The sequence below is a fragment of the Paraglaciecola aquimarina genome (assembly GCF_032464635.1).
Lineage (GTDB): Bacteria > Pseudomonadota > Gammaproteobacteria > Enterobacterales > Alteromonadaceae > Paraglaciecola > Paraglaciecola aquimarina.
Map to the genome: position 1 here is coordinate 3,289,929 of NZ_JAWDIO010000002.1, position 25,571 is coordinate 3,315,499.

The window sequence follows — 25,571 nt, forward strand, 5'->3', positions numbered from 1 at the left end:
TTACTACCTTACGGATAAACGTAAGTGCTACATTTTTATGTTTACTTTGTTCTATTTGCTAGCTTCTATCTACTGTACTTAATGGCGAAGCCATGCTTTATGAACGAAGTGAATGCTTTTGATTTTGTCGCGACTCAAAGCTCGCTATTTTTTGTTACAAACTCAATAGGACAATTGGCATGGATAGCCAATTGAGTGGTGTTTTGTCGGGAACAAATCAGCACGGCCTTTTGAGTTTATAAAAAATAGAATAAGAGCTTTGTTGGAGGCCGGCTTCTTTTGCTTACTTTTCTTAGCTGTTGAAGAAAAGTCAGTCAGGCCTCAGGGATGAGGCTTGAAAAACGTCATGGATGACGGTAAGCGAAGCGCATGCTTTTGTGAACGAAGTTCATGCCCCGTGTGCGAAGCACATAAGTGGCGAAGCCATGCCCTTATACGCGCAGCGTCTACCTTTGTGCTCTAACACAAGCTCTCATAAGCTTGATGAAGTAATCGTGTTTGTTTATTACAGCCACCCTTATCAGGGTGATGTTTGTGCAACATTTTACGGTATTGTTTTTTAAGCTCTTTGCCTGAACCAACTTCTGCTAGTTCCAAGACTCGTAAAGCTTGTTCTTTAGGCATTGTTAAATCGCCCCTATTTACTGGGCTCGTCATGCCTTGCCAAAAACTATCCAGTAGTTTTTTTACTGCTTGTTGATCCGTTTCAGCTAAATGTTGCCAGTTTAAGTAATACTCTCGCAGTTTATCTTGTATTTGTAAGCCAGCTTTCCCTGGCTGCCAAGGCTCTACACGAATTGACATACAACTGATGTGTAAAATACCCACTTGTTCTGCTATCCAAAGGTCGCGTACTTGGTATAAAGCATTAAAAATAATGAAATGAGTCTGAAACAAAATTAAAGGCTGTTGTAAATTTTGCGTAGTAAACACTGAATAAGGTGCGGATTGTAATAGCTTTAATAGGTCATATTCTGACAAGCCGACAGGACAATTAAGTAGAATATTTTGCAATATATCTTGTAGTGGCAACCAATCAGCGGGCGTCTTTTGCATCAAGTAATACCTCTATTGATCGCACAATCTTTCAGCTAAACCACTAGAGCGAATACATTTTTTTGTAAACTTAACGCCAGAGCTTTACTTTGGGCGAACAAGATAAAGTGTTTTTTGGCTCGAGTTAAGCCCGTATATATCAACTCACGGTTTAAACCTCGACCACCACTATTGCTACTAACTAAAGGTAAGCATAAATACACTGATTCAAATTCCGAACCTTGGCTTTTGTGAATAGTCATGGCATACAAGGTATCATGAGATGGTAACCGACTAGGCAATAACCCCCTCACCTCATTTTCAGGGGTAATAAACCAAACTTTCATCAAACTCGGGCTCAGCGGATCTGGCATGACAATACCTATATCACCATTAAACAATTTAAGTTGATGATCATTCTTACTCAACATTACTGGGCGTCCTGCATAAAAGTCTCGATGTTTGTCGATTAACCCCTGTTTGTCTAACTCGCTTTCAATTAAAGCATTAATTTGTTCAACGCCCCAAAATCCGGATTTCTGTGCACATAAAACTTGCTGTTGCTGCAAACAATTAAAAGCTAAACGTATATCACCTTGTTTAACTGCTTTGGCATATAGCTTAAAAATGGGCAATAACTTACTAATTAACTGTTTTAATATTTGTTCTGCTACTAATGATTGAGTATTAGCCGCCGCATTCGAGCTAATTTGATACCAGTGGATATCATCAAAGACACGTTCTTTGAGTAATGCTTGCACGGGTACCTGTGATCCAAGTTTGATTGCTTTGGCCAATTGTCCAATACCACTGTCGTCAGAAAATCGATGACTTTTTAGTAAGGTTACGAGGTTGTCTGCGATAATACTGGTTTTGGGCAATACATAGTCTGTGTTTGGAACCGGTAACTCACCCATCAACAAAGTTAATTTAGCCCTTAATTCAGGGCTATAGCGGGCCAAAATATCTGCATCTAATTCAGACTGAATTTCGCCTTGCAGACACATATCAGACAAAACACTGCCCGTTTCTACTGAGGATAATTGATATTGATCACCTAACAAAATGACTTGAGCATCTTCTGGTAACGAAGAGAACAGTTTAGCCATTAAAGGTAAGTCCACCATGGACGCTTCATCTAAAACCAATACATCTAAATGCAGAGGATTATTACTATTGGCTTTAAAATAAGGACTTAGAGGTTTGGCGCCTAACAACCTGTGTATGGTTTGACACTGCTCAGGTAAGTGAGTTTGTAAATGAGGAACTAAACGTTTTTTCGCAGCACTGATTGATTCTGTCAGTCGAGCTGCTGCTTTACCCGTTGGCGCTGCTAACTGAATATTTAATACTTTGTTTTGTTTGCTCGCTAAACCCTGCAACAAGGCTAATAACTTTGTCACTGTTGTGGTTTTACCTGTACCAGGTCCACCTCTGATGACGCTTAAACTTTGGCAGGCAGATAGGCACACAGCAATTTTCTGCCAATCTAATGAATGTGTGGCTATATTGCTGCTATCGTCGAATAAGTCAGCCAATATAACACGGGCATAAGACCAATCCACTTCTCGGCGTTTACCCGCTTTATTGCGGATTATAGCGGCCAATTCCACCTCATATTGCCAATACCGCTGCAGATAAACTTTACCATTTTGCACGACAAGTGGTTTAGCTACTTTAGTACTTATTGGGGTATGTTCTGACATACAAAAAACGGTATTCGCTTGGGATAGTAATTTTAATAAAGCATGCTTGTCTGGAAACTGATACCCCTTTAAATTAAGAGTTTGTAGCTCATTTAGGTCTATACAGGTGTGTTGCTCCCCAGTACTAAAGCTAATATAGGCCGCTAACATAGCAACACATATTTTATCTTGTTCAGACAAATTTTGTTCTTGTTGGTAGATAAAATCGGCGAAAGCACGATCAATTGCTCTTAACCTACCCAAGTCCACTAAAGATTTTAATAAGGTATCTAAAGCAATACTTGTTTGACTAGCATTATTTGTACTTTCACTTATAGCCATTACCATAAATCTAACTGCCCTTCGGTCTGATTTTTAGAGACTTGAGCTTGTGTATTAGTCGTTAATTCATCTGCTTTACCGTCAAATAAACGATCTAAACTTTCAATTAAACTTTGTTCTGGTTTTAGGTAATACACCCCATTACCTTGTAAACTTATATTGGTACTCATACCTCGAATAAACAAATAATAAGCCCCACCTATATGTTTTTCGTACTTGTAAGCAGGCAATCTATTTTTCAACCATCTATGTAGTGCCAACGTATAAAGAATGGCTTGTAGATGATAGTCATGTTCAGTCATTCCCTTTTCCATTGCCGCTTCATTATAACTTTGGTGATCGTCGCCTAGATGATTTGACTTGTAATCTGCCACGTAATATTGGCCGTCAAATTCAAACATTAAGTCGATATAACCTTTGATCATGCCGTTAAGTGTTTCGAATTGGTAATGACGATAATGTTGTGGAAAATACTGATTAATCACGCGATTAAAATCATGCACCTGCACTTTATGTAGCGGCATATAAAATTCCATTTCCACTTTAACTTGTTCTTTACTTAATTTAAATAAGGCTAGTTCTGTGCTGTTATCTTGCTCAACTGATTGAGGAAGTTGTCGATTAATCGGGCTATGTACTACCTCAGTTAACCAAGTATGTAGGCACTCTTGCCAACTGGGATCGATAGCAAATTTAACAGATTGTTGTTGGATAACTTCAGCCAAATTATCTAATTGTTGGAAATCGATATTTTCTAATACGCCATGTAAAAATGAACCAGCATTGGCGCCACGCTCAAACGTAAATGGTGACTTAAGGTCGGTTAACTCTAGAGTTTGCTCTTGATGGTGAATTTTTTGTTGGTTTAAATCTTGCCCTTCATCTAAACCAGGTGTGGGCATGTCCACATGTATTTGTTGTCGGCTAATGGCTGAATAACTGGTTAAACGCCAAGTCCTTTGTACTTTGTGGTCAAGCTGTAAGCAATGCAGAGACATGTCAACCTGCTTGGCATCATCTATATAACCTTGGCTCAAAGGCTCAATTTGACTTAAGGCTCGGTAAGAAACATCACAGTGTTTAGTTAATTCTGCAATGCTTTGATGGATATGTTGATTACTAATAGTGCCGTTTACCTCGGCATCGCTGGGTTCAAGTTCAGATAATAATAAACAACCCAGAGCAGATTGGGTAAACCCCGACAATTTTTTACTGGGCGCTAAATTAATATTCCAAATACCAATATTACAATAATATACAGCTCGGGTGACCGCTACATAAAACAAACGAATGTCTTCTGCTAACCGTTCATATTCAGCTTTAAACACTGCCTGATCTGAATTCAGAAAATCAACTTCTAGTTGTTCTTGCTCGTTGTGATATAGAGCATTTTTACTGCTTTTAAAACTAGGACCAAATGGAATAAAAACCAAAGGAAACTCTAACCCCTTAGAAGCATGTAAGGTGACTATTTGCACAAGGTTTGAATCACTTTCTAAGCGTAATTGTTGACTTTCACTGTTGTGATCAGGCTCTAATAAACAGGATTCGAACCAATGAATAAGCTCGGCTTCACCTTGTAGTTTAAGGCTTTGTTGTTGCAATAATTCAACCAAATGACGTAAGTTAGTAATACGTCGTAAACCATCTTTATATTGCGATACCAACACTTGTTCTACATTAAAATACCCGAAGGAAAGATTTAATGCTGCCATTAAGCCTTTTTATTCCATGTCTGATGCCAGATGAACCTTTGTTCTAATATATTTTGCCAAGCCAGCTCATCATTAAATAATTCATCTAATTGTTTGGCAGTCAGTGCAAACAACTCACTCATCAATGCCGTTTTAAGTAATTTTTCTTCACTAGGTTGACTAATAGCTTTTAATAATCGATACAAGTCTTGGGCTATTTGTGTATCAAACACACTGTTTCTGGCTAAAAACACACTGTCTACATTTACAGCTGACAGCGCATCCTTGATGATACTGGCTTCGTAGCGATTTCGTACCAACACACAACAATCCCCGCTTTGACAGGTTTTCCATTAATTTGCGCTTGTGCAGTTTTGGCTAAGGTTAGCCATTCACATATTTGATTAGCCATACTTTGTGCGAGTATAGGTTGAGCATCCTTTTCACTGACCACAGGATCGGTGTCACTGCAAAAATGTTCAAAATGAAGACTTGGGACGGTGCTGCCGTTGATCCGCAAACCAGAATGTTCAGCGCTATTAAAATCTCGTCCTGCTGCCACTGGATAAAAAGGAATATTATCTTCAAATAAAAACCCTTTACTACTGCAAACGAATAAATGATTAATAGCCTCAACCAAATTAGCTGCCGAACGCCAGTTTGTCGCCAAAGTGAAATGTCTTGATGGCGGGATACGTTTTTTGGCTTCTATGTAGGTGTAAATATCGGCACCACGAAAAGCATAAATGGCTTGTTTAGGGTCGCCTATCATGATCCAGCAACTTTGCTGCTGAGCTTCTTCGTCAGCTGAATATATCCGGCTAAAGACTTCAAACTGCACAGGATCCGTGTCTTGGAACTCGTCAATTAATGCTGCCGGATAAGTATGCCGAATTGCGCTAGCTAGCGTGTTTTCTTCAGCACTTAAAGCACCTTGTAATCCAGACAATAAATCATCTGGTGATAACATTTGTAAGCGTTGTTTTTGGCTTTGTAAATTATCCCGAACTACCTCGATAGCTTGTTGACTAAAACTAACTTTAATCGCGTTTTGACAATTTTCTAAGCTCTGTACGCATAGTTCAAATTGCCTAAAATCAAGATGAGATAAATCAGCACTGCCCTTTTTCGCTGCTTTTACTACTTTCTCTGGGACTAAATCATCCCAGCTGCCCAGCTCTTTAGGCATTTGCAATAGATCACTTCGGCAAAAATCATCCATTTGCTGTAAAAATGATAATCTAGATAATTTTGCTCGACCATTTAAATTGGCTTTAGCCAATTGTTCTGACACTTGCTTGTTTAACCACCAAGATTTAACTTGGATGACCAGTGTTTGGTATTGATCAATTAAATCTATACAGTCTCTTACCGACAGCTCTTTATGTATCTGCGCCTGTCGGTGAATAAAATTTTGAATCGATTTAAGTAACACTTCTGGTTTAGCCCAAATCTTTAACACCAACTGCAATACAGGTTTAGCTAATGGCACCATATATTTTCGCCAGTAATCTTCTACCGCAATCTGCACCCACTCGCTTTCATCTAAAATAAACCCTTGGTCGTATAAGGCACCACTTTCAAAGGCATGCTCGGTTAACGCTTTTTGACAAAAGCCATGAATAGTGTAAACCGCAGCTTCGTCCATTTGTTTACTGGCCAAAGCTAAACGCTGACAATCTTGTTCAAGGTTGCTAGATTGTTCGATTAAACTTTGAATAAAGGGATCGTCACTATGCTTAGCAAAAAAATCCAAATAAGCTTGGCGTAACCTTTGGCGAATTCGTTCTCTTAATTCTGCCGTCGCGGCATTGGTAAAAGTTACCACTAAAATTTGCTCGACACCTAATGGCTGACACTCATGGCCTAACAATAAACGTAAATACAAATTAACTATTGTATAGGTCTTACCTGTTCCCGCACTGGCTTCAATCAAAGAACTGCCTAGTAAAGGAAAGGTCAAAGGTACAAGGGGTTGCATCCCCTCTAGAACGGATTTATTGCTGTGTTGTTGGCTTAATTCAGTCATATAGTCCAGCTTATTTCTGTTTTTCTAGCGCTAGCAAAGGTAACAATAAAGACTCTGCTAATGCGGTGAATTCACTAAAACACTCAGATAAATCTGGGCACACTCGTTGAGTGTGAACTTCAGCGCCTTCGCCAGAACAAAACTGGTTGCCTTTGAATGCTTGAATGGTTTTATTTTGATCTTCTGTTTTCAGCCATTGCCAAGCGGTTTTAGGATAAAAATGTACCACCTGTCTTTGCCCCAAAAATATATATTCAACCAATTATTTAAGGCACGCTCTGCTGCCTCTTTATCTAACACAGGTAAACGATATAACTTCTCAACGCTAACAAAAAAGGCACTGTCTAAACCCTGTTTCGGTGGGCTGGCACATAAACATAACCAATATAAATAGAGGATAACTTTATCTTTCTCTCTAAGCTTACCGGGTCGCCATAAAATCAGATTTTTACCGTATATATGCTTAATCCGCCCAGTAACAGTAAATTGATTAATGGTGATATCAAGATCAACATGACTTTTGTGTGAGCCGGCCAACAGCTCGATCATTTGTTTCGCTATATTTTCACTCTGTTGGAGTAAAGGTTGAATTGCTAGCTCACCAGTCACCCCAATAGGCAATAGACCTTGAGCACGAAACTCAGTGATTAACTCATTAACTCCGGTCTCTTGTCGTTGATTATTGTCTTGAAATTGCTGAACCATAACATTGACCAAAGCGTCGTTTATTTGATATCTATCTAGTCCATCAAATGCGAAAGGCTCTAGATCAGTATTATTATCCGCCAAAGGATAAAAGCGGCTTTGCCAACGATTAACAAAAAAGCCTTAGCTGGATTTAGATAAAACTCAATTAACTCGTCTAAATCAATCCTAGTATTGACTTGATTATCTTGCTGCTCTTCTTGTTCAAAGAACGAAGGCGTTTCTACTTTTTGCAGGGTTTGCTGAGCAATTTTTGCAATTGCCGGATTAAAACTGATTAAGTGACTGTGACTGTCGTCAAAATAAGCCAATTCAAAAGCGTGTAACTTATGGCTAACTAATAGATGACTGAGTAAGTTTTGTTCGGTTTGTTCAGCATCCAATGCCAACTCACCTTGTAAGGCAAAACCTTGCTGGCAATATTCCAACAACTCACTGAGTAAAATAGACGGAGATAAAGCACTGTTATCTTTTTGACTAAACCCTTGGTAGCTTAAATACAGTTGTTCTCTGGCAGACAACAAAGCCTCCAAAAACAAATAGCGATCATCTAAACGTCTAGATCTGTCCCCTCTTTTGACTGGGGCTAAACGCATTAAATCAAACCCCATAGGCACACTTTGCCGCGGATAGTCGGTGTCGTTCATACCTAATAAACAGACCATTTTAAAAGGAATACTACGCATCGGCATTAGGGTACAAAAGTTAACATAACCCGCTAAAAACCGCTGTCCGACCCCTTTCTCTTGAATATTTTTCTCTAATTCACTGACAAACAGGTCTTGTTCCAGCTCGTCAGAATATTGGCTTTGATGAGACACTATAGCCTCAAGAGATTCACGAACGGAAATAAGTTCTATTTGTTCATTTTCTTCAACTAAATACAGCTGTTCGAGCAACTGTAAAGCGCCTGTTACCTTAGTATTTATATCCTGCTTTTGTTGGCAAAAACTTAGTGCCGACAATATGACTTGGATCACGCTATAACACTTACCTAAGGCGACAGCTTGTTGACCTTCGATATCTGCATAGGGAGCAATAAGTTCGTCATGACCTTGAAACAAACTGTTTGCTGACATAGCCAAACCGGCAAGCAAACGTTGTAAGCCAAACAACCACGTGTTTTGTTTTTCTGCAGGTAAATCCCAACGGGTTTTATCCTTACCATCCCAGCCCCAGCGGATCCCAGCATCATTTAACCAATGTTGGATCAATTCATATTCTTGCAAACTAATATCAAATTTACGCTGCACCGCAGGCACTTCTAACAAGGACAATACTTCAGAAAGAGTCAACCGGCTCTGATGTAATTTCATGATATTAATAAAGCTAATGATCAGCGGTGATACTTGAGCAAAATTCCGATCTGAGATGGCATAAGGAATATACAACTCACTATCCACGGCACCAAATACGCCTTCAATATACGGCGCATAACTAGCCACGTCTGGCATCATTACAATAATATCTGCTGGTGACCAATCTGGATTGTCGTTAAAACGTTTCAATAGTTGATCGTGTAGAATTTCTAGCTCGCGTACCTTTGAATGACAGGCATGCACTTGCAATGAATTGTCCGTTGGCGAGATTTCTATTTTTGGGTGGGCATGGCCATTGCTTAACAACTCACTGGCGTCCAATTCCTCAGAGGTATGTCGAAACTGTAAGTGATGAATATCCACCTGAATATGTTCTAACAAACTTGCGGCAGTTTGTTCAATAAAACAATCTTGTTGCTGTAACTCAAATGACAACAACATATCTTGATAATCACGGCCTAATTTCCCCCAAGACGCCAACAGAGGATTACCCACATCAAATAAAGCGGCGCCTATTTCAGGTTTATCTATGGCTTTTAGTTGGGTTTTTGCATGGGTTTTACGATCAACAATGTCGCCCCAGTAATGTTGACTAGGATTAAACCAAAATATCACCACATCACGACGGGATGATAAGGCATTGAGCACCTCTAAATGCTGCAATGGCATGGCAGATATGCCAAACACCATCAGAGGTTTTTGGCTATTGCTCGCTAGCGGGGGAGCGGCTAAAGCGCTTAATAAAGTCTGATGCAAATTAGCTCGGTGAAAAGGAGATTCGTCTAATTCCTGACTGTAAGCAACCAAAGCACGCCACAAAATAGGTTGCCATGCATGATTTTCTTTAACATTTTGTTCGCCAAACACTTGGCTTAGGTCTGCAAGGTTATCTTCACCTTGCTCCCAACTTAAGATCCAATCAGGTCTATATACTAAATATTGATCATATACATCGGCAATTTTGCCAGCTAGTTGATACAACTTTAAAGCTTGTTCATCAACCAAATATCGTTTGATGGGGGCAAACTCATCTTGCTCTAATAACGTAGGTAAAAGGCTCATTATTTTCCAAGCCATATTCGGTTTGGTAAACGCTGATTGTTCTGGCAACCCTTGTATATGTTGACGATACAGTTGCCAAATAAAACTAGAAGGCAACGGAAAATCAATATTTGCCGCTATACCTAATGATTCAGCAATTTGAATTTTCAACCATTGCGACATGCTTTAGGCTTTGCACTAATACTTGATCGGGCTCAAAAATAGATTGGCCCTGCTGAGCTGTTTCTTTTACACAACGAATAAGACTCGCTGCCAACACTTCCATTTTGTTTGATTGGATCAGGTGCAACATATGTGAATTTACAGTCAGATTATTAAGGTCTACAATAAGTCTACCAAAGTCTATGATTTTAATACTATTTTTATCATTAGAATATTATGAAAAAAAACCAGTACCAATCGCAAATTATTAAGCTACAAACAGAATTAGTCTATTTGCAAGAGTGGGTCCAAGCCACAGGCGCAAAAGTCGTCGTTATTTTTGAAGGCCGAGACGCAGCCGGTAAAGGTGGTGTGATTAAAACTATCACATCAAGACTAAACCCAAGAGTAGTAAAAGTGGTTGCCTTAGGAAAACCTACTGAGAAAGAACAAACTCAGTGGTACTTTCAACGTTACGTCAGTCATTTACCCGCAGCGGGAGAAATTATCTTATTCGATCGCAGTTGGTACAATAGAGCGGGGGTTGAAAAAGTCATGGGCTTTTGCAGTGATACTGAATATCAAGATTTTTTGAAGAGTTGTCCACAGTTCGAAGCCATGCTGATCCAATCTGGTATCACCCTAATCAAATATTGGTTCTCTGTATCTCAGCAAAAACAAGAAAAGCGTTTTTTGCAAAGACTGAACAATCCGTTAAAGCGCTGGAAATTTTCAGACATGGATTTAATATCAAGAAGTAAGTGGAATGACTATTCCGCGGCGAAAGACCAAATGCTCAAGCATACCGATACGCCTTTAAGCCCTTGGTATAACGTGGACGCCGACGATAAGAAAGCGGCACGAATAAATTGCATTAGTCATTTATTGTCGCTAATTAATTATCAGCCAAGTAAACATGAAAAAGTGTCGTTACCAGACGTACCGCCAATGCGTCATCAACGACCCGCAAAAAATACCTCACGTATTGTGCCCAATATTTATAAAGACTTGTTCTTAGACTGATAAACTTTCACAATAGGCACATTATCTCAGTACACTCTCTTTAGGTTTTTATCACAACATGAAAGTTATTTCGTTTAATATCAATGGTATTCGCGCCCGTCTTCATCAATTACAAGCATTAATAAACAAGCACCAGCCCGATATAATCGGCTTACAAGAAATCAAAGTACACAACGATCAATTCCCAGTAGCAGATGTTGAAGCCATGGGTTATAAGGTTTTCTTTCATGGTCAAAAAGGCCACTATGGCGTAGCAATGTTATGCAAAGAACAACCCATAGATGTGCAATATGGTTTTCCAACCGACGATGAAGATGCGCAACGTAGGATGATCATGGTTACTTATCCTATGGCAAATGGCGAAACCGTGCGGGTGTTAAATGGTTATTTTCCACAAGGTGAAAACCAAAATCACGAAACTAAGTACCCAGCTAAACGCAAATATTATCAAGACTTACAAGCCTATCTAAATGAATATCACACACCCGAAGAAAATGTGATCGTGATGGGCGATGTCAATATTTCACATACTGACTTAGATATCGGTATCGGTGAACCTAACCGTAAGCGTTGGTTACAAACTAAAAAATGTAGTTTCTTACCGGAAGAACGAGAATGGTTAAATACCCTAATCGACTGGGGTTTCACCGATGGTTTTAGAGCGTTACATCCAACTGAAGACAAAAAATACTCTTGGTTTGACTATCGCTCCAAGGGATTTGTAGACAATCGTGGATTACGAATTGATTTGATTTTAGCCACGGCCAAATTACATGCAAGCTTACAAGAAGCCGATGTAGACTACGAATTGAGGGGCATAGAAAAACCTTCGGATCATGCACCCATTTGGTCGGTATTTAAGTAACCAATGCTGTAAAGGTAAGCTGTGGAAAGTTCGATTCAATTTAGCACATTACAGGTCGTGGCGAGCATTGCTAGCCTAGTGTTCGGCTATTTTTTGTTTAAAAATATTCAGTTAACACAACTAGTCCTTACTAAAAAAGTACAACATCTAGTTTTTGGCTGCAGTGCTGGCTTGTTTATTTTGTGGATGTTTCGTACTGGGATCTATGATGGATTAAATGTCCATTTTTTATGGTTAGCCGCGCTTCCCTTAATATTAGGTTTCAGGTGGGCTATTGTGAGTGCAAGCCTTGCTCTTATAGGCGTGACAGCTATTGGCGCTGAGCCCCTAAATATGTTTGGGGTTAATTTTCTGTTGGCAATTTTAGCGCCAATCGCCCTAACCTATGCAATATTTAGTTTTACCTTTTATAAACTGCCAAGAAATATTTTCATTTATATATTCTTGTGTGCGTTTATTATGGAGCGCTAGCCATAGGCTTAAAGATGTTGGCGTTAAGTGGTTATTACTTTGTTGAAGGCGTTTATGATTGGCGTACCATTAAAGACAATTATTTAATTTTAACCACCTTAATGTTGTTTCCAGAGGCTATGTTTAATGGCATGACTATTACTATTTTGGTCATTCATAAACCTGAATGGGTGTACACCTTTCACGATAAGTTTTATTTAGATGAACAAAAATAGCTAATATCCATTTGATGATAACCGCTAATTTTACCTATAAATTAGGACACCAGCCATGACATTGTCATTGCACATTAATTTTAATGGAAGCTGCCGCGAGGCGTTTGAATTTTATCAGGCTGTACTGAATGGAAAAATCGGCCATATGTTGGCTTACAAAGACTCACCGGTAAAGCAGCAAACGCCCAAGCATTGGCATGATAAAATTCTGCATGGCAATATTTGTATTAGCGGCATTCAAATAGCCGGCGCTGATATACTACCCGAACATTATCAAGCAATTAACGGGGTTAACCTGTTAATTGGGCTGGACTCGGTAAATGAAGTAAAAGAGTTTATGAACAACTAGCGATAGATGGTGAAACCATCATGCCTCCGCAGCAAACCTTTTGGTCGCCCTGCTACGCCATTGTCGTAGACCGATTTAATGTGCCTTGGAAAATCAACTGTAGCGACCAATAATTCCCAGTAAGCAACACATACCACGCTGATCCATGCCTATCAGGGAAAGTTTGAAATGGGCCTACTCTGCGGTGCGTGAACGCAAAAAAGGACCGATTATCTTGCATCAAGTAATGCGTTCACGCGCAACGACGGCAGTTATGAAAAATGCTTCAATATGAGATCAAATACATCAGTTTGTTGGTAGTGTTTACCCTCTGTTAATTTTTGCTTGGAAGAAATTAAAATTGCACCAGCATTTGGATCATCAGTTACCCGCCCGTGACTGCCTTTAACCAATGTGGCATCCAGCGGGATCACATCCATCAAATAACGAAAGCCCAGCTTTTTCTTGATTAACCGTTTAACAACCTGCAACACTGGAAACCTAAACGATTGATCAACAAACATCTCAACTGGGTCATATCCAACCTTGCGATGTATATCTACCGTTCTGGCAAACTCTGGCGCTTTATTATCATCCAACCAGAAATAATAGGTAAACCAAGCGTTGGCTTGACTTATGGCCACCAAGTCGCCGCTGCGGTTATGCTGCAAACCATATTTTTGCTGTTCGTTTTTATCCAGCACTTGTTCAATTCCATCAGTGTCTAACAACAAGCGTTTAATTTCTGCAATGTCACTTTTGTCGTTCACGTATATATGAGCGCATTGATGATCAGCCACTGCAAAAGCGCTAGAAGCCGCACAATCTATATTTTCAATGGTTTTATTTTTATAGCTCCCGCTATCCACCAAGGTTTCGCGAACGTTGATATAGCCTTTCTCCCGTAATATTTTATTGATATGGACGGGCTTGTCGACTTCGGTAATACCGTATTCAGACACAATCATAAATTCAACATCATCTGGATAGGCCGCGATCATCTCACCAATAATCCTATCTATAGCTTGAATTTCACTGGCGATACTCGGCCCATTTGGTCCAAACTTTTGCAAGCAATAGTCTAAGTGGGGTAGATAAACGAGCTGTAAATCAGGCTTATTTTGCTCAAACTCGATCGTCGCAGCGTCAGCTATCCATTGGCTGGCAGCCACACCCGCCTTAGGTCCCCAGAAACTAAAAAATGGAAACTTGCCAATCTTTTGTTCGATTTGTTGATGTAAGCCATTGGGCGATGAATACAAGTCAAAAATTTTATTGCCGTCGGCTAAATAGTGAGGTCTGGGGGTTATACTGTTATCGACATTGGCGTACATGTTGTACCACCAAAATAACTTAGATACGGTTAACTCGGGTTGATTACGTTTAAGCACGTCCCAAACCTTGTCAGCTTGTACCAACTGATTGGCTTGTTTCCAAAAACCGACTTCTGCTAGCTCATGAAAATACCAACCATTACCTACAATGCCATGGTCTTTTGCTTGTTTACCGGTGACCATAGCCGACTGTGCAGTGGTTGTCACCGCGGGAAATTCCACGCCTAGGGGCTGGCTTTGATAACCTTTATCGAGCAACTTATTAATATTTGGGGTGTTATTCCCAAGCATATAGGGGCTAAGACCCACCACATTTAAAATAACTAATGGACAAGACATCTAATACTTTCAACCTTACATAAGAGATAAAACGGTAGGACAATTCATAGATTGACGTTTACAGCATATTACGTTGACTTAACGCCTGCTCTAACCAATTAAATTCGGCGGCAAACCCAGCGTGTAGTCGAGCATTTCTGTCACTTTCTTGTTGTAAAAAATTTAACCAGGTGTAGGTTTCAATTTCCAGAAAAGGACGATACTGCGGATGAAGTTGCAAAAAGTCTAAGGTCTGCAAGATCGCGTATTGGGTCGCAGACACAAAGGGCAAAGGCAAATCGGCTGCATTTTGATTCACTGGAATATGATAATGAATGGTGGCCGACAATGCACTTTGCTGACCGTCAATATTGCGCTTTATTGCTGTGCCTAATTTATCAAAACTTAAATCGGCGAGCTCCGCTACCAACCGATTTTTGCTAAAGACTTTTGTCTGATGTAAGAACTTTTTATCCGCAAATAGTGCCGTGAGCTGCTGCACTTGCTGCATTGATTGAATGTCTGCTTGGATAGCGTTAGATATTTGAATTTTACCTATTTGGATGCAACTAGCAGTAATTTGTTGTAAAGACTGACGAATGTCTTCACCCATTACTGCTTGATGGCAAGTGTCATAACAACAGCCAATGTAGCGCAATATGGTTTGTTTTGGGATCCCTTGTTGCTCCGCGGCGGGCAACAATTGCTCAACAAAAAATTCTGTCAGTTGCCTCGTTTCTTGTAAAACACAGTCTGGCTCCATTTCAATACAAATGACAATTTGCTTATGGGTGTCTTGTTCAAGCTGTGATAAAAACGTAGCCAGCGAAATCAATTGTAATATAGCGCTTTGTTGCTGCTCTGCAGTCCAATCTGCAGCATAAGCCAAAGGCAAAGTAGATATTGCCCCTTTTGGTTCATCATCTGGTAGGCAACGTGCCAATATATCCGCTAATGTTTGCGTATAATCCAGCCTTTCAGGCTCTGCCCATGTGGGCAAATAAACGTTTTGCTTGACTACCGCTTGATGAAAATCACCAAAAGGAAAACCATTCAAACTGGTTAAACGGACCCCATTATCTTGTAGCGCTTGTGTAAACTGAGTAAATAAAGCCTAGCTTGACACTAAGGCATTGGCCGCTTTATACGATAGCCAAAGCCCAGACGCCATATCAGTTAAATTTCGTCGCTGTTTAACAGCGACAAAATGCGTTTGGATATTCTGAATGACAGCTTCAACATTTTCTCCGGGATGCACATTGCTGCAATAGGCCAGATCATTTAACGAATATGTCATTGTTACTTTTTCCTTGACGTTTTAACCTGAGGCATAGTCTTTACACGTTTTACTATTAGCCTTTTTCGACAATCGGCTCTTGACCACGCAAAACTTTGTTATCTTCAAAGGTTTTCGTTTGATCAATTAATGGCTTCTTCACCATGTCTAGAGAAATCCGCCCGCTTTGTGCGAAGAAGTTGATCGGGTTATTAAAGGTCACTTTCTCAACTTCCGCTTCACTAAAGCCATCTTCAAGCATAGCTTGTGCAGTTTTGGGTACTTTTAGCGGGTCACTTACGCCCCAATCTGCCGCACTATTAACAATCATTTTGTCGGTGCCGTATTCTTGTAGCAATTTCACCATACGAGGCTCTGACATTTTGGTATTGGGGTAGATACTGTGTCCACGCCAGCAAGCGGTTTCTAGTACCAAAGGTAAGGTTTGTTCGGTTAAGTGATCCACCAGCACCATCTCTTCAGCAATACCACTTTCTTTTATCACATCTAAAGTACGTTTAGTGCCCGATACTTTATCTCTATGCGGCGTGTGAATTAATACAGGCAGGTTAAGATCTTTAGCTAACTGTAGCTGCTCTGCTAAGAATCGGTCTTCTTCAGGGGTGATATCGTCATAGCCAATTTCTCCCACACCAACGACATTATCTTTCTGGCAGTAACGAGGTAATATTTTCATTACTGCTTCGGCCAATTCAATGTCATTTGATTCTTTTGGGTTTAATCCCATAGTGCAAAAGTGCATGATGCCGAATTGTGACGCTCTAAAATGTTCCCAACCAATTAAGGTATCGAAATAGTCGATGAACGAACCAACTTGGGTACGTGGTTGGCCTAACCAAAAAGCGGGCTCGATCACGCCGATAATTCCAGCCGCAGCCATATTTTCGTAATCATCTGTAGTACGGGCCAACATGTGAATATGTGGGTCAAAATATTTCATTCTTATATCCTTTGCTCGAAAACTGTATATGCCTATTGTGCGATCTTCATGTCAATCGAGGCAACAATCTAGTATTGTTACTTTATAACATTAATTAGCGTTATATGGACTGATTTTTAATAAGTTTTTTAATTTCGGTCTGGTGTTTGTCACTTTTACTAATAAAATGCTCGGTGTATTGATTAAATAGCGAGCTATGTTCGAGCGTCAGATCTTGATAGCGAATAGCCAGCCAAATAGTTGCAGGTGGCACTCGATCGGCCAATGCTTGCTCCACTACATAAGAAAAACACATATTAGACAGTGACGGTGATAACCGATTGCGTAATCCTACTAAGTTATCAATATCTAAGCCCAAAAATAGAGTTTTCAAAACTAGCTGATTAAAATTCAAGTCTTCGAAATGCATGCTGGCATAGCCATTGTTAAGAGCAAGGGCTGTAAATTCATCTAGGCTATTACAGCGCGCGGCTCTTATGGCAACACTCGCCGCTTCGCCTTTTGGATCAATAACATTAAGACCACGTAAAAGCGCAGCCTTTTCACTACTATCTCCAGCCTGATAATAGCCCTTAACTAAAGTGGTAGTGCTCAATTCGGCGTGACTCGACAGGGCTTTATGTATTAACAATATCCTGATCAACTCACTGCCATCAATGACATGAACGAGATCGTTTTGAATGGCTAAGGTGCTGCTGACTTTACGTTTTACTAACACCGATATGTCTAGTAAATCGTTCATAGGATCAGCACTGGTTTGCAAAGCGCTCATGGCGCTTTGCAGCCACTCAAGCTCGTCAGCAGACAAGTAAGGGTAAATCAGATCGGTAAGCTTATTTAAATGCATCGTAATTTCAATTAAGTTATGGCGTTTAGGCGTTTATTTAGAATACGGCAAGGTGGTAGCAGAGCCAATATAATCAACGCAAATATATACTGCCCTGATAATGCGACTAATAGTGCATCTAATGGGATCACACCAATGACCATAAAAATAATCATTTGCTGTATGTTAGCCGGGCAGAAATCTTGAAACACTTGCTTAAGTTTATTGAACATCAAGAGTATCCAAATAACCAACAGCCCTAAGGCCAGCCATTTATCTATTCCTTGCAACGTAAACTCATACTCAATCAAATACAAACAAGATAGAAAACTTACCATTAACGCGACCGCACACAACCAAATAGCATTTTTGTTTTGCGCATTGGTTTCTTGTTTACTTAAATAGGTTAATCCTGTGATGTAGGCAAAAATTGGCACTGCAATAAGATAGCTTTGCAAAGAAATAGCCACATAGCTTGCCCCCAGTAGCCAATTTAAATATCGACATGCTGCCATACAAAAAGACCCAATGAGACCTTCTTTAAGCCAGCCGTTGTAAATCAAAATTGCCCCACTCAACGCAATACCGATATAACCAGACAACGCACTATAGCTAAATGCTAAACACAGGCCAACACCCATTAAGCCCGCCCCAAGCGCCCAAGCTTGGTTGATCGAAACATTGCCGCTAGGTATGGGTCTAGAAGGACGTTCAGCCAGATCTTCGGCATAGTCAAAACAGTCATTCAGTGTCATGCCTGCAAAATAAAAACACATACTAGCGGTCAATAAATACAAAATATCAACGTTTAGTTGCCCAAGAGACATGATCACTGACGCGGCGATAATATTAGATAATGCCGTCAACCCAGCCGGTGCTCGAATTAACTTTAGATAAGTAACAAAGGTAGCCATAAACTAACGACCGACATTCATTAACAGTTGTAAGGCTTGTGTCATAAGCCCTTCATCAATCTCGTTGACCTCAAAACCGCTGCCAATATCGCGCAATAAGGTAATGCATAAATTACCACCTAAATGCTCTTTGAATTCCCCCAGCGCTTTAGCAATATCTAGCTTGTTTAACACCTGGTGATTTAACTCAAACCCTAAGTCTAACAACAAGGTCACTACCTGCTGTTTTTTATCGTCAGATAAGTGCCCTTTTAGGTTTGAATAAATGGTATCCAGAGCAATGCCAATCGCTACGGCTTCTCCGTGGCGAAGTTCATTGGCAGATAACTCTTCTAACTTATGAGCCGACCAATGACCAAAATCAAGAGGTCTTGCTGAGCCTAATTCAAACGGGTCGCCAGATGTAGCAATATGATCTAAGTGCAACTGTGCACATCGGACGATCATATGTCGCGAGGCTTGCTCTTCAAATTTAGCCAGAGCCAAACGCGTGTTATACAACACATCAAAAAACTGCGAGTCTTTGATCAACGCCACTTTTATTGCCTCGGCAATACCTGCTCTTTTGTCGCGTTCTCCTAAGGTATCTAATAAGTTGTAATCATTTACCACCGCAAATGGTGGAGCGAAGGTACCAACAAAATTCTTACGCTTGTGGTAATTCACTGCGTTCTTCACCCCTACTCCCGCGTCGTTTTGCCCCAACACTGTCGACGGCATTCTGATTAAACGGATGCCTCGGTGAGCGGTAGCAGCGGCAAAACCAACGGCATCTACTACCGCCCCACCGCCTACGACTAAAATGTATGAATGACGGTCTATTTCAAATTGTTCAACAGCATGATAAATATCATCAATCACCGATTCATCGTTCTTACAATCTTCACCAGCAGGAACAATCATACTGGGCAAACTTTCAATATTATGATGCTCACAATATTGTTCAATCCTCACCGCCAAATCTGGATTCATTTGATCGACCCCCTCATCTAAAATCGCTAACAACTTAGGAGACTCAGATAAGTTATCAATTAGATTTACAATGGTAGTATCTTGCAGATCGAAACAATTTTGCGTAAATAAAACGGGATACTGAAAGTCTAAGCTAAATTTTTGCTGAATAACCTGCACTGGGGAAATATTTTCTGGTGACATTGATGACATGACGACTAACCTTAATAACAACTGCAAACAAATAATCTTTGCAGCAACAATTCGATACTGAGTCCTCACAGTGATTAATACTTGAGTTTAAAATATGGCAGTACTTCATTTCACAATTGAACATAAATCATTCAAATTTGAATAAAAAAATTAAAAATGAAATAAGGTTAAAGGAGGACCAACAAAAACCTAGGTTACCAAATACTCTCTTAATACATTATATTAACTAAAATAACATAAGCTGAATACAAAAAATATTAATCTGAATCGTTACAAAATACGTTTGCTTGGGGTTTCTCTTGCAAAAGTTATCCGCATATTGGGTTTTTATCGGCCATCGAGCAACAAGCAAAAATACTGGATTGAACACTTATTGATCTATGGGGCACTGCTGGCGACGACTGTACCACTACAAGTTAGGCTGTTTTTCACAAAGATAATTTATATTTAAAGATCAATCCTCAGCATATAAAACTATTGATTGACTATTGTTATTTTTAAAGCCGCATATAACAGTCTGGGTTGACTGAACACTGTTCACAGTCTGCTCAAATTAACCATCCCAATCGGCAACGTCAGCTCCGATACAAACCACCACAATCAAATACGATCCGCACATTGTTAATTGCCCGAGCGAACTTGAGAGCGAATTGAGGCTTGTTAATTGTACTTTACGTATTACTCATTCAAATAATTTCATGGCTACTTTTCTGCTTGAGGTTATTTCTCTTTCAGTAAACAAAATATATTCATATTGCCCATTGCGTCGCATATTATTTCCACGCCCTCTCATAAGGTAAATAGCTTCTTCTGAATTATGTTTTAATCCAAGATAATGTCCAAATTCATGTGCCAAAGTGGCTGGATTTAATACCTCTCGTCCATTCTTAGCAATAGTTGGCCAAATAACTTTAGGGTGTCGTCCACCAAAGTAGATTCCTCCTAATCCATTTACAGTTTTGCCAATGACACATAAATTTAAAACACGATCGGATTGTTTGGTAATATTACAGACTTTGTTCATTGCGCCGATTTTCTGTTGGCGAGTTAGATTACTAGTTTTAGACATTGCTTCGACATACTGTTCGTCTTTATATGCATTTAAATAAGTAATAGATTCAATTTCATATTTTATACCTGCTTGCTTCCATATTAGATTAACTACATTAAACATCTCCTCAAGTTCTTCAGAGGAAGCTACTGCTGTTATATCCCTTGAAATATTGGATTTTAATAGATGAATACGGACGGGAACCGAGATAACAGAACTGTTATTTTTATAGGCTAGAGAATCTGTAAATGGTTGGGGTTTATTGACCGAGCTACAAGCTGATACTACAAATAAGATTAAAGTGACTAAAATTTTCAATTGTTACTCCATGTACAACTAACTAGGCTGTAGAAAAAGTCGATTTTGACAGACCATTTCCTCACCTTTCTTTAATTTTTATAATTAATGAACTTTGCCTTGGATGATTTGATTTTGCAAAGTTTTTTACTCTCCCCTTCGATTTTTAGATATTCGCTTTTGTCCAATCAAAGTCACGCTATTACCAAACTTGAGGGGCGGTATTTGCAGTGGGTACTTGAACCATTATGCAGCGCTTATCAACGCTTATCAAGACACCCATGTTAATTCTAAACCGACAATGAAACTCAATCTTGCACTAACCTGTTCTGCGGGTTCTGCGCTTGCCGTCAAAGCTCGTCATCCCTGCATGCTGTTAGCAGGGATCCAGCATTTATCCGCTAAAACCCCGAAGACATTCTTATCGAAAGCCCCATAAAAATGAATCTTATAAAGATTGTCATCAAATTTAGTTATGGGTGTCTTAATTGGGGCGCTCCAACATCTTCTTAAAATTACGCCAATTGTAACTTCGACGACCACTGCGCCTAGGCACAAGATGCGCCCACACCATTAGGCACGTAAATAACGCAGGAGAAATTAGAATTACTATGTATGAAAAGAAAAGATAAAACAGGCTGCTAAAGTAGTAATACAAGCAGCCTCAGCCACACTCGGCCAGAAAAAAGGCAATATAAAACAAGCCTTTACCCCTCATCGATACATCTACTATATAAGCAGAAAACTTCAACTCCGGGCTTGTCCAACAATAGGATTAAGTCGCGGCTGCGCGCGACCTATCCTTATTTATTATGTGCTGATTACTAATATGTTTATCCAGCATAAATCAGAGCTAGCGATCTTTCTACAAAGCTTAAAAGCTCACTATCTGTAATTTGAACTTGGTCTGCCGCAGGATTAGTATCGTGATGAAATTGTCCTGCGTAACGATTTATCTCATTTAGTTCGTTAGTAATGTTTTGAGCATTAATTAAGGGGCTTGGTGGTTGCGCATTACTTATCAAGTCAATAACTTGACCAAACAATAGACCGCCATTTATCAGATTAGGAAAACGTCTATGTAGATACCCCTCAAGCATAGGCCTAATTGATCTAGCTATCTCCATGCTGCTTTGAGCATTTCCTGCCATATATTCATCAAGTATCCTATGGCATTTGAAATATACACTCTCACATTCTTGGTCAATATTTATTTCATCAAAGTCGCTATAACGATTGGCAACCGCCTTTAACTTTAAACACTTAACATTGTTTGGGTTTCCTGTGCGAAGCACATCATCACGGAGATTTCGTAGAAAATGCACGTCATGTGCAAGAACAATTATTTGCTCGCAGCTATCATGCAATCTCTTCAAAACAGTACGTGTTTGCTGTTTTCTATTAAGATCTAAGCTACACATTGGATCATCTATTACGATAACCTTGTTGGCTAAATCAGGATCAGACTCTGCAGAAGCTATGAAGAAAGCAAAAGCTAATGTGCGTTTGTCACCTTCGCTCAAAGAAGTCTTAAAATCTGGCACGCCGCCATTTAAAGCAATATTGGCACCGCGCATTTGCAGTACATAATCACTTCTCAAACCACCCCGATAATTGAAATCGATATTAGGAATCAGAAATTGAGCACCAAAACCGCGTAAAAGCTCATTAATACGATCTTTATAGCTTTCTAGTGTTGCCTGCATGATTTGATTCAAGGAATCTTTCTTAGTTTGCTTTTCAGCTTTTGCAGCTACGTCTTGATCTTTTTCCAACGCGAGCTGTGCAAATAAATCTATAACATCTTGCCGGTAACGTGCCTTAGCCCACTCCATATCACGGATTTGGTTTTGCAAATTATCAATACTTAGAGCTGCCAAATTGTTTTTGTAGTCTGTTATAACAGCTGTAGCATTTGAAATTGAATCGTTACATGCAACAACAACATCTAAAACTTCCTGCCAGTTTCTAGTAACTTCGCTTCTATCCTCTTCAGAGCCAACAGAATCAAGCAAATTGACTTCTTTACTCTCTCTCAAAGCGTTTAGCAGATTTTCAATATTAGAAAGAGCATCTCTTGCTGAACTTTCATCGAATGTTGGAGGTATTATCTCTACATGTTCCTGCCAACCATCAATGACTGCGCTGGCAGTTTCAAACCGTGCCTTTAATCTGTCAATTATCTCATTAGAACAGCTTGCGTTAATAAGGCCTGTCAGCCGAGAAACATCTGATTTAAGCTGATTATAGTCTTGGTTAAAATAACTTCGATATGCTTGTATTAATTCGACCTCATCAAGAGGTTGGTTGCAATACAAGCAATTACCTTCATCACCATATGCGTGCCCGTCACTTATCCATTTCTCTAAACGATTTTTGTTGTGAATATTTAAATGTTCTTTAACTTGCTGTTCCGCAGCTAGGTCAATATTTTCAAGGGATGTACCTAAAATATTGAAAACATCATCCACATTAAGTGTCGGCAATACTAATTGCTGAGGCAATGCCTTAGCTTGAATTAGCCCGATGTTTTGAGCTTCAACGATTTTGCCATTAAGAATGGATATTTGGTCATCCGCATCTACAACTTCGGCTATTCTTTGAAATTGAGTTTGCGTCAAACCTCTGTGTAAAACTTCTAATTGATTGCTTGTTTCTCGTAAAGAGCTGGCTGCTGTTTTCGCATTATTATCTGCAAGATCATATTCTTGTTGCGCCACAACAGCACTTTCGCCAAGTGCAAATTGTAATAAGTTTTTTTCTTTGGTCGGCAGTAACTTGTCCGCCTGCATAAACATTTTGCTCAACGAAATCGGCATCAAATACTAAAAGTTCTGGGCGCTCGACATCCCAACTACCATTTTGAAAGTTAGAACGTTGTCCATTAGAAAATTGAAGTATTGCTTCTTGGTCATTATTACCATCAATCGTACAGCGGTTTATAAGTAATTCAGGCTTATTCGTGGAACAAGAACGAAATAATGAAGCTAGTGTTGATTTACCTCGTCCATTATCTGCATAGATAAAACTGGCTTTCTGTAGTCCATGAGCTCTTGCATCAGCATCATGTAATAGCCCTATACCTCTTATTCTATGTATTCTTTCTAACATCTATATCCCTTTTGTAATTCGACACTTAAACATGCCTGCGTCCCGAAGCACATAACGCTTCACATATGGAGCGCAGGCTTGCTGGCTATAATTGCGAGGAACGAGCAGAGCCAGCGAGTATGCGTCCCAATGAGCAGAGCGAATGAACATAATGTGTTTGTTAGAAGTGCCATGTTTACCACCCTCCAAATGTGTACCAACCTCTTTGCCTTTTTCTAAATCATCTTTCGCTAAATAACCAAACCGGTTGTGTTCATTTCGCATGCTTAACCGATGAAATGTAACGCAACAAAGCAAGTAGACTAGCCAGAAAAAAGCAATAACCCAGCAAATAATAATGACTTTTCAATTAAATTAAGGCCATCTCTGAAAAAGACTATCGGGATACCAATGAGGGCGACCAGCCATGAAATATGCAGAAACGACACTTTTGCAGCAGTCTTTAATATAGCCAAATTGTAGTAAGGCATTTGCAGATCCTTCTGGTACTTCTAACGCTTAGCTCACCGAGCGCGCGGTAGCGAGTCCGCTGCAGCTACTTGTTAGCAGTTTTTTTGTTGAACTTGATGACGGCATTTGAATGCGCCTCCGCTATTAAAGGAAGTATACCTTCAAAAGTGGATGCGCTTGGATTTAACACCTGAACCCAAGACATCCACCCGTAGATTGGGTGTGGCATGAGTTCATTAAGTGCTGTGAAATCATGACCAGTATCTATGATGCCACCCTTTGGTGGCCTTTTAGGTTTACTGCCAAAGAGCTTTTCGTAAGATCCTTTTGCGATACCGATACTTAATCTAAATATACCAGCACGATCCAGTTCAGATGCCTTGTCATTATCGCCATTCTTTTCTTTCAGAGTGCAGAAATATACGCCATTAGGTAGCTTCATGCCGGGGTTATAAAACAATGAGGTTTCTCCCCAGCTTGATTTGGGAACAACACCTTCAAAATCATTTTTGATTTTTTCAACAATATCTTCTACTTGCACTGAATTTCCTTAATACTGCTAACGCTTAACATATGGGGATTTTAGGAGCGCTTTTGGGCGAAGCCCAGCGAGTAAAATTCCCACCATAATGTTTTTGTTATGTGCCATATGCCCACCAGATTATTAAAATAAATAATGAAAAGAAAACTAAGCCTTTTTTGTAACCATTACTTCTGACTTTTATCCAAAACAACTTTTGAGCTTTTTGCTCAGGTTGACTTAACAAATGATCACAATGAGGGCACCTGTTACCTAAATACATTATTAGATTACAATTTGGACACTTAGCTGATGGCTCAAACTCAGCCATTCCCATAATTGTAGGTTTCTCAGGCTTCATGGTTCCCTTGGCACATAACGCCCCTAATAAACGGCGCAAACTTGTTGGCTATAATGGCGAGGCACGAGCCCAGC

At 39.7% G+C, this 25,571-nt stretch carries 26 protein-coding genes and 1 pseudogene; 6 read left to right on the forward strand and 21 right to left on the reverse strand.

From position 1 onward, the window contains the following. Positions 1 to 459: 459 nt before the first annotated feature. From RS130_RS16305 to recC, 8 genes are read right to left on the reverse strand one after another with little or no spacing between them, the layout of a single operon-like run. Positions 460 to 1,056: a DNA-J related domain-containing protein gene (locus tag RS130_RS16305; RefSeq protein ID WP_316026805.1), complete on the reverse strand. Its 597-nt coding sequence runs from the start codon at positions 1,054 to 1,056 to the stop codon at positions 460 to 462. A gap of 35 nt (positions 1,057 to 1,091) precedes the next feature. Next, positions 1,092 to 3,062 carry an exodeoxyribonuclease V subunit alpha gene (gene recD / locus RS130_RS16310; protein ID WP_316026806.1) on the reverse strand — a complete coding sequence of 657 codons (1,971 nt, stop codon included), beginning with the start codon at positions 3,060 to 3,062 and terminating at the stop codon, positions 1,092 to 1,094. Beyond that, entirely contained in the window at positions 3,062 to 4,777 is a 1,716-nt protein-coding gene (locus RS130_RS16315; RefSeq protein ID WP_316026807.1) for a 3'-5' exonuclease, read from the reverse strand. Before RS130_RS16315 ends, recD begins: the two co-directional genes overlap by 1 nt. Then, a complete protein-coding gene (locus tag RS130_RS16320) occupies positions 4,777 to 5,079 on the reverse strand; it encodes a hypothetical protein (RefSeq protein ID WP_316026808.1) in 303 nt (100 codons plus the stop codon). Before RS130_RS16320 ends, RS130_RS16315 begins: the two co-directional genes overlap by 1 nt. Next, entirely contained in the window at positions 5,022 to 6,785 is a 1,764-nt protein-coding gene (locus RS130_RS16325) for a UvrD-helicase domain-containing protein (protein WP_316026809.1), read from the reverse strand. Before RS130_RS16325 ends, RS130_RS16320 begins: the two co-directional genes overlap by 58 nt. Before the next feature lie 10 nt (positions 6,786 to 6,795). Further along, positions 6,796 to 7,014 (reverse strand): hypothetical protein, encoded by a 219-nt coding sequence (locus RS130_RS16330; protein WP_316026810.1) that lies wholly within the window; start codon positions 7,012 to 7,014, stop codon positions 6,796 to 6,798. Then, positions 6,975 to 7,574, reverse strand: a complete 600-nt coding sequence (locus RS130_RS16335) for a hypothetical protein (RefSeq protein ID WP_316026811.1) — start codon at positions 7,572 to 7,574, stop codon at positions 6,975 to 6,977. The genes RS130_RS16330 and RS130_RS16335 overlap by 40 nt, the downstream gene beginning before the upstream one ends. Continuing rightward, on the reverse strand, positions 7,550 to 10,033 hold the full coding sequence (gene recC / locus RS130_RS16340; RefSeq protein WP_316026812.1) for an exodeoxyribonuclease V subunit gamma: 2,484 nt from the start codon (positions 10,031 to 10,033) through the stop codon (positions 7,550 to 7,552). The genes RS130_RS16335 and recC overlap by 25 nt, the downstream gene beginning before the upstream one ends. Positions 10,034 to 10,249: 216 nt before the next feature. Here recC and ppk2 point away from each other — a divergent pair, with 216 nt between their 5' ends. From ppk2 to RS130_RS16365, 5 genes are read left to right on the forward strand one after another with little or no spacing between them, the layout of a single operon-like run. Then, the gene (ppk2, locus tag RS130_RS16345) at positions 10,250 to 11,035 is read left to right on the forward strand and encodes a polyphosphate kinase 2 (protein ID WP_316026813.1); all 786 of its coding nucleotides are present in this window, start codon (positions 10,250 to 10,252) and stop codon (positions 11,033 to 11,035) included. 58 nt (positions 11,036 to 11,093) lie between these two features. Further along, positions 11,094 to 11,900, forward strand: coding sequence for an exodeoxyribonuclease III (xthA, locus tag RS130_RS16350; protein WP_316026814.1), 807 nt, complete (start codon positions 11,094 to 11,096; stop codon positions 11,898 to 11,900). A gap of 21 nt (positions 11,901 to 11,921) precedes the next feature. Next, entirely contained in the window at positions 11,922 to 12,371 is a 450-nt protein-coding gene (locus RS130_RS16355; protein WP_316026815.1) for an energy-coupling factor ABC transporter permease, read from the forward strand. Positions 12,372 to 12,385: 14 nt separating this feature from the next. Beyond that, positions 12,386 to 12,586 carry a hypothetical protein gene (locus tag RS130_RS16360; protein WP_316026816.1) on the forward strand — a complete coding sequence of 67 codons (201 nt, stop codon included), beginning with the start codon at positions 12,386 to 12,388 and terminating at the stop codon, positions 12,584 to 12,586. A gap of 55 nt (positions 12,587 to 12,641) precedes the next feature. After that, a complete protein-coding gene (locus RS130_RS16365) occupies positions 12,642 to 12,935 on the forward strand; it encodes a VOC family protein (protein WP_316026817.1) in 294 nt (97 codons plus the stop codon). 251 nt (positions 12,936 to 13,186) lie between these two features. On the opposite strand, the gene RS130_RS16370 is transcribed toward RS130_RS16365, so the two are convergent. The 8 genes and pseudogenes from RS130_RS16370 to RS130_RS16405 form a co-directional block, all read right to left on the reverse strand. Continuing rightward, the gene (locus RS130_RS16370; protein ID WP_316026818.1) at positions 13,187 to 14,587 is read right to left on the reverse strand and encodes an alkaline phosphatase family protein; all 1,401 of its coding nucleotides are present in this window, start codon (positions 14,585 to 14,587) and stop codon (positions 13,187 to 13,189) included. 58 nt (positions 14,588 to 14,645) lie between these two features. Continuing rightward, a pseudogene (gene eboE, locus RS130_RS16375) lies at positions 14,646 to 15,659 on the reverse strand (metabolite traffic protein EboE); the annotation flags it as partial. Between the two features lie 21 nt (positions 15,660 to 15,680). Beyond that, on the reverse strand, positions 15,681 to 15,863 hold the full coding sequence (locus RS130_RS16380; RefSeq protein WP_316026819.1) for a hypothetical protein: 183 nt from the start codon (positions 15,861 to 15,863) through the stop codon (positions 15,681 to 15,683). Between the two features lie 55 nt (positions 15,864 to 15,918). Beyond that, positions 15,919 to 16,803, reverse strand: coding sequence for a TatD family hydrolase (locus tag RS130_RS16385; RefSeq protein ID WP_316026820.1), 885 nt, complete (start codon positions 16,801 to 16,803; stop codon positions 15,919 to 15,921). Between the two features lie 100 nt (positions 16,804 to 16,903). Continuing rightward, positions 16,904 to 17,650 (reverse strand): EboA domain-containing protein, encoded by a 747-nt coding sequence (locus tag RS130_RS16390; RefSeq protein WP_316026821.1) that lies wholly within the window; start codon positions 17,648 to 17,650, stop codon positions 16,904 to 16,906. Positions 17,651 to 17,661: 11 nt separating this feature from the next. Next, complete coding sequence (locus RS130_RS16395; protein WP_316026822.1) at positions 17,662 to 18,543, reverse strand: UbiA family prenyltransferase; 882 nt, start codon at positions 18,541 to 18,543, stop codon at positions 17,662 to 17,664. Positions 18,544 to 18,546: 3 nt separating this feature from the next. Continuing rightward, positions 18,547 to 19,707, reverse strand: coding sequence for a 3-dehydroquinate synthase (locus tag RS130_RS16400; protein WP_316026823.1), 1,161 nt, complete (start codon positions 19,705 to 19,707; stop codon positions 18,547 to 18,549). Positions 19,708 to 20,389: 682 nt separating this feature from the next. Next, a complete protein-coding gene (locus tag RS130_RS16405) occupies positions 20,390 to 21,076 on the reverse strand; it encodes a zinc-dependent metalloprotease family protein (RefSeq protein WP_316026824.1) in 687 nt (228 codons plus the stop codon). A gap of 217 nt (positions 21,077 to 21,293) precedes the next feature. Between RS130_RS16405 and RS130_RS16410 the strand changes: the two genes are divergently transcribed. Beyond that, positions 21,294 to 21,494 (forward strand): hypothetical protein, encoded by a 201-nt coding sequence (locus RS130_RS16410; protein ID WP_316026825.1) that lies wholly within the window; start codon positions 21,294 to 21,296, stop codon positions 21,492 to 21,494. Between the two features lie 394 nt (positions 21,495 to 21,888). Here RS130_RS16410 and RS130_RS16415 read toward each other — a convergent pair whose 3' ends face one another. The 5 genes from RS130_RS16415 to RS130_RS16435 all read right to left on the reverse strand — a co-directional run bounded on the left by RS130_RS16415 (position 21,889) and on the right by RS130_RS16435 (position 25,157). Beyond that, on the reverse strand, positions 21,889 to 23,847 hold the full coding sequence (locus RS130_RS16415; RefSeq protein ID WP_316026826.1) for an AAA family ATPase: 1,959 nt from the start codon (positions 23,845 to 23,847) through the stop codon (positions 21,889 to 21,891). Beyond that, positions 23,756 to 24,166 carry an AAA family ATPase gene (locus RS130_RS16420; protein ID WP_316026827.1) on the reverse strand — a complete coding sequence of 137 codons (411 nt, stop codon included), beginning with the start codon at positions 24,164 to 24,166 and terminating at the stop codon, positions 23,756 to 23,758. The genes RS130_RS16415 and RS130_RS16420 overlap by 92 nt, the downstream gene beginning before the upstream one ends. Further along, a complete protein-coding gene (locus tag RS130_RS16425) occupies positions 24,167 to 24,430 on the reverse strand; it encodes a hypothetical protein (RefSeq protein ID WP_316026828.1) in 264 nt (87 codons plus the stop codon). 38 nt (positions 24,431 to 24,468) lie between these two features. Then, positions 24,469 to 24,636 carry a hypothetical protein gene (locus tag RS130_RS16430; RefSeq protein WP_316026829.1) on the reverse strand — a complete coding sequence of 56 codons (168 nt, stop codon included), beginning with the start codon at positions 24,634 to 24,636 and terminating at the stop codon, positions 24,469 to 24,471. A 65-nt stretch (positions 24,637 to 24,701) separates the two neighbouring features. Then, positions 24,702 to 25,157 carry a DUF6194 family protein gene (locus RS130_RS16435; protein WP_316026830.1) on the reverse strand — a complete coding sequence of 152 codons (456 nt, stop codon included), beginning with the start codon at positions 25,155 to 25,157 and terminating at the stop codon, positions 24,702 to 24,704. Positions 25,158 to 25,571: the final 414 nt, after the last annotated feature.

Excerpts from the sequence above, each read along its gene's own strand:
- RS130_RS16420 (WP_316026827.1), bottom strand. The coding sequence starts at position 24,166 with ATGTTAGAAAGAATACATAGAATAAGAGGTATAGGGCTATTACATGAT.
- RS130_RS16400 (WP_316026823.1), bottom strand. The coding sequence starts at position 19,707 with ATGTCATCAATGTCACCAGAAAATATTTCCCCAGTGCAGGTTATTCAG.
- recC (WP_316026812.1), bottom strand. The coding sequence starts at position 10,033 with ATGTCGCAATGGTTGAAAATTCAAATTGCTGAATCATTAGGTATAGCG.
- RS130_RS16325 (WP_316026809.1), bottom strand. The coding sequence starts at position 6,785 with ATGACTGAATTAAGCCAACAACACAGCAATAAATCCGTTCTAGAGGGG.
- RS130_RS16365 (WP_316026817.1), top strand. The coding sequence starts at position 12,642 with ATGACATTGTCATTGCACATTAATTTTAATGGAAGCTGCCGCGAGGCG.
- recD (WP_316026806.1), bottom strand. The coding sequence starts at position 3,062 with ATGGCTATAAGTGAAAGTACAAATAATGCTAGTCAAACAAGTATTGCT.
- RS130_RS16415 (WP_316026826.1), bottom strand. The coding sequence starts at position 23,847 with ATGCAGGCGGACAAGTTACTGCCGACCAAAGAAAAAAACTTATTACAA.
- RS130_RS16425 (WP_316026828.1), bottom strand. The coding sequence starts at position 24,430 with ATGCGAAATGAACACAACCGGTTTGGTTATTTAGCGAAAGATGATTTA.
- RS130_RS16305 (WP_316026805.1), bottom strand. The coding sequence starts at position 1,056 with ATGCAAAAGACGCCCGCTGATTGGTTGCCACTACAAGATATATTGCAA.
- xthA (WP_316026814.1), top strand. The coding sequence starts at position 11,094 with ATGAAAGTTATTTCGTTTAATATCAATGGTATTCGCGCCCGTCTTCAT.
- RS130_RS16315 (WP_316026807.1), bottom strand. The coding sequence starts at position 4,777 with ATGGCAGCATTAAATCTTTCCTTCGGGTATTTTAATGTAGAACAAGTG.
- RS130_RS16395 (WP_316026822.1), bottom strand. The coding sequence starts at position 18,543 with ATGGCTACCTTTGTTACTTATCTAAAGTTAATTCGAGCACCGGCTGGG.
- RS130_RS16380 (WP_316026819.1), bottom strand. The coding sequence starts at position 15,863 with ATGACATATTCGTTAAATGATCTGGCCTATTGCAGCAATGTGCATCCC.
- ppk2 (WP_316026813.1), top strand. The coding sequence starts at position 10,250 with ATGAAAAAAAACCAGTACCAATCGCAAATTATTAAGCTACAAACAGAA.
- RS130_RS16385 (WP_316026820.1), bottom strand. The coding sequence starts at position 16,803 with ATGAAATATTTTGACCCACATATTCACATGTTGGCCCGTACTACAGAT.
- RS130_RS16430 (WP_316026829.1), bottom strand. The coding sequence starts at position 24,636 with ATGCCTTACTACAATTTGGCTATATTAAAGACTGCTGCAAAAGTGTCG.
- RS130_RS16370 (WP_316026818.1), bottom strand. The coding sequence starts at position 14,587 with ATGTCTTGTCCATTAGTTATTTTAAATGTGGTGGGTCTTAGCCCCTAT.
- RS130_RS16360 (WP_316026816.1), top strand. The coding sequence starts at position 12,386 with ATGTTGGCGTTAAGTGGTTATTACTTTGTTGAAGGCGTTTATGATTGG.
- RS130_RS16390 (WP_316026821.1), bottom strand. The coding sequence starts at position 17,650 with ATGCATTTAAATAAGCTTACCGATCTGATTTACCCTTACTTGTCTGCT.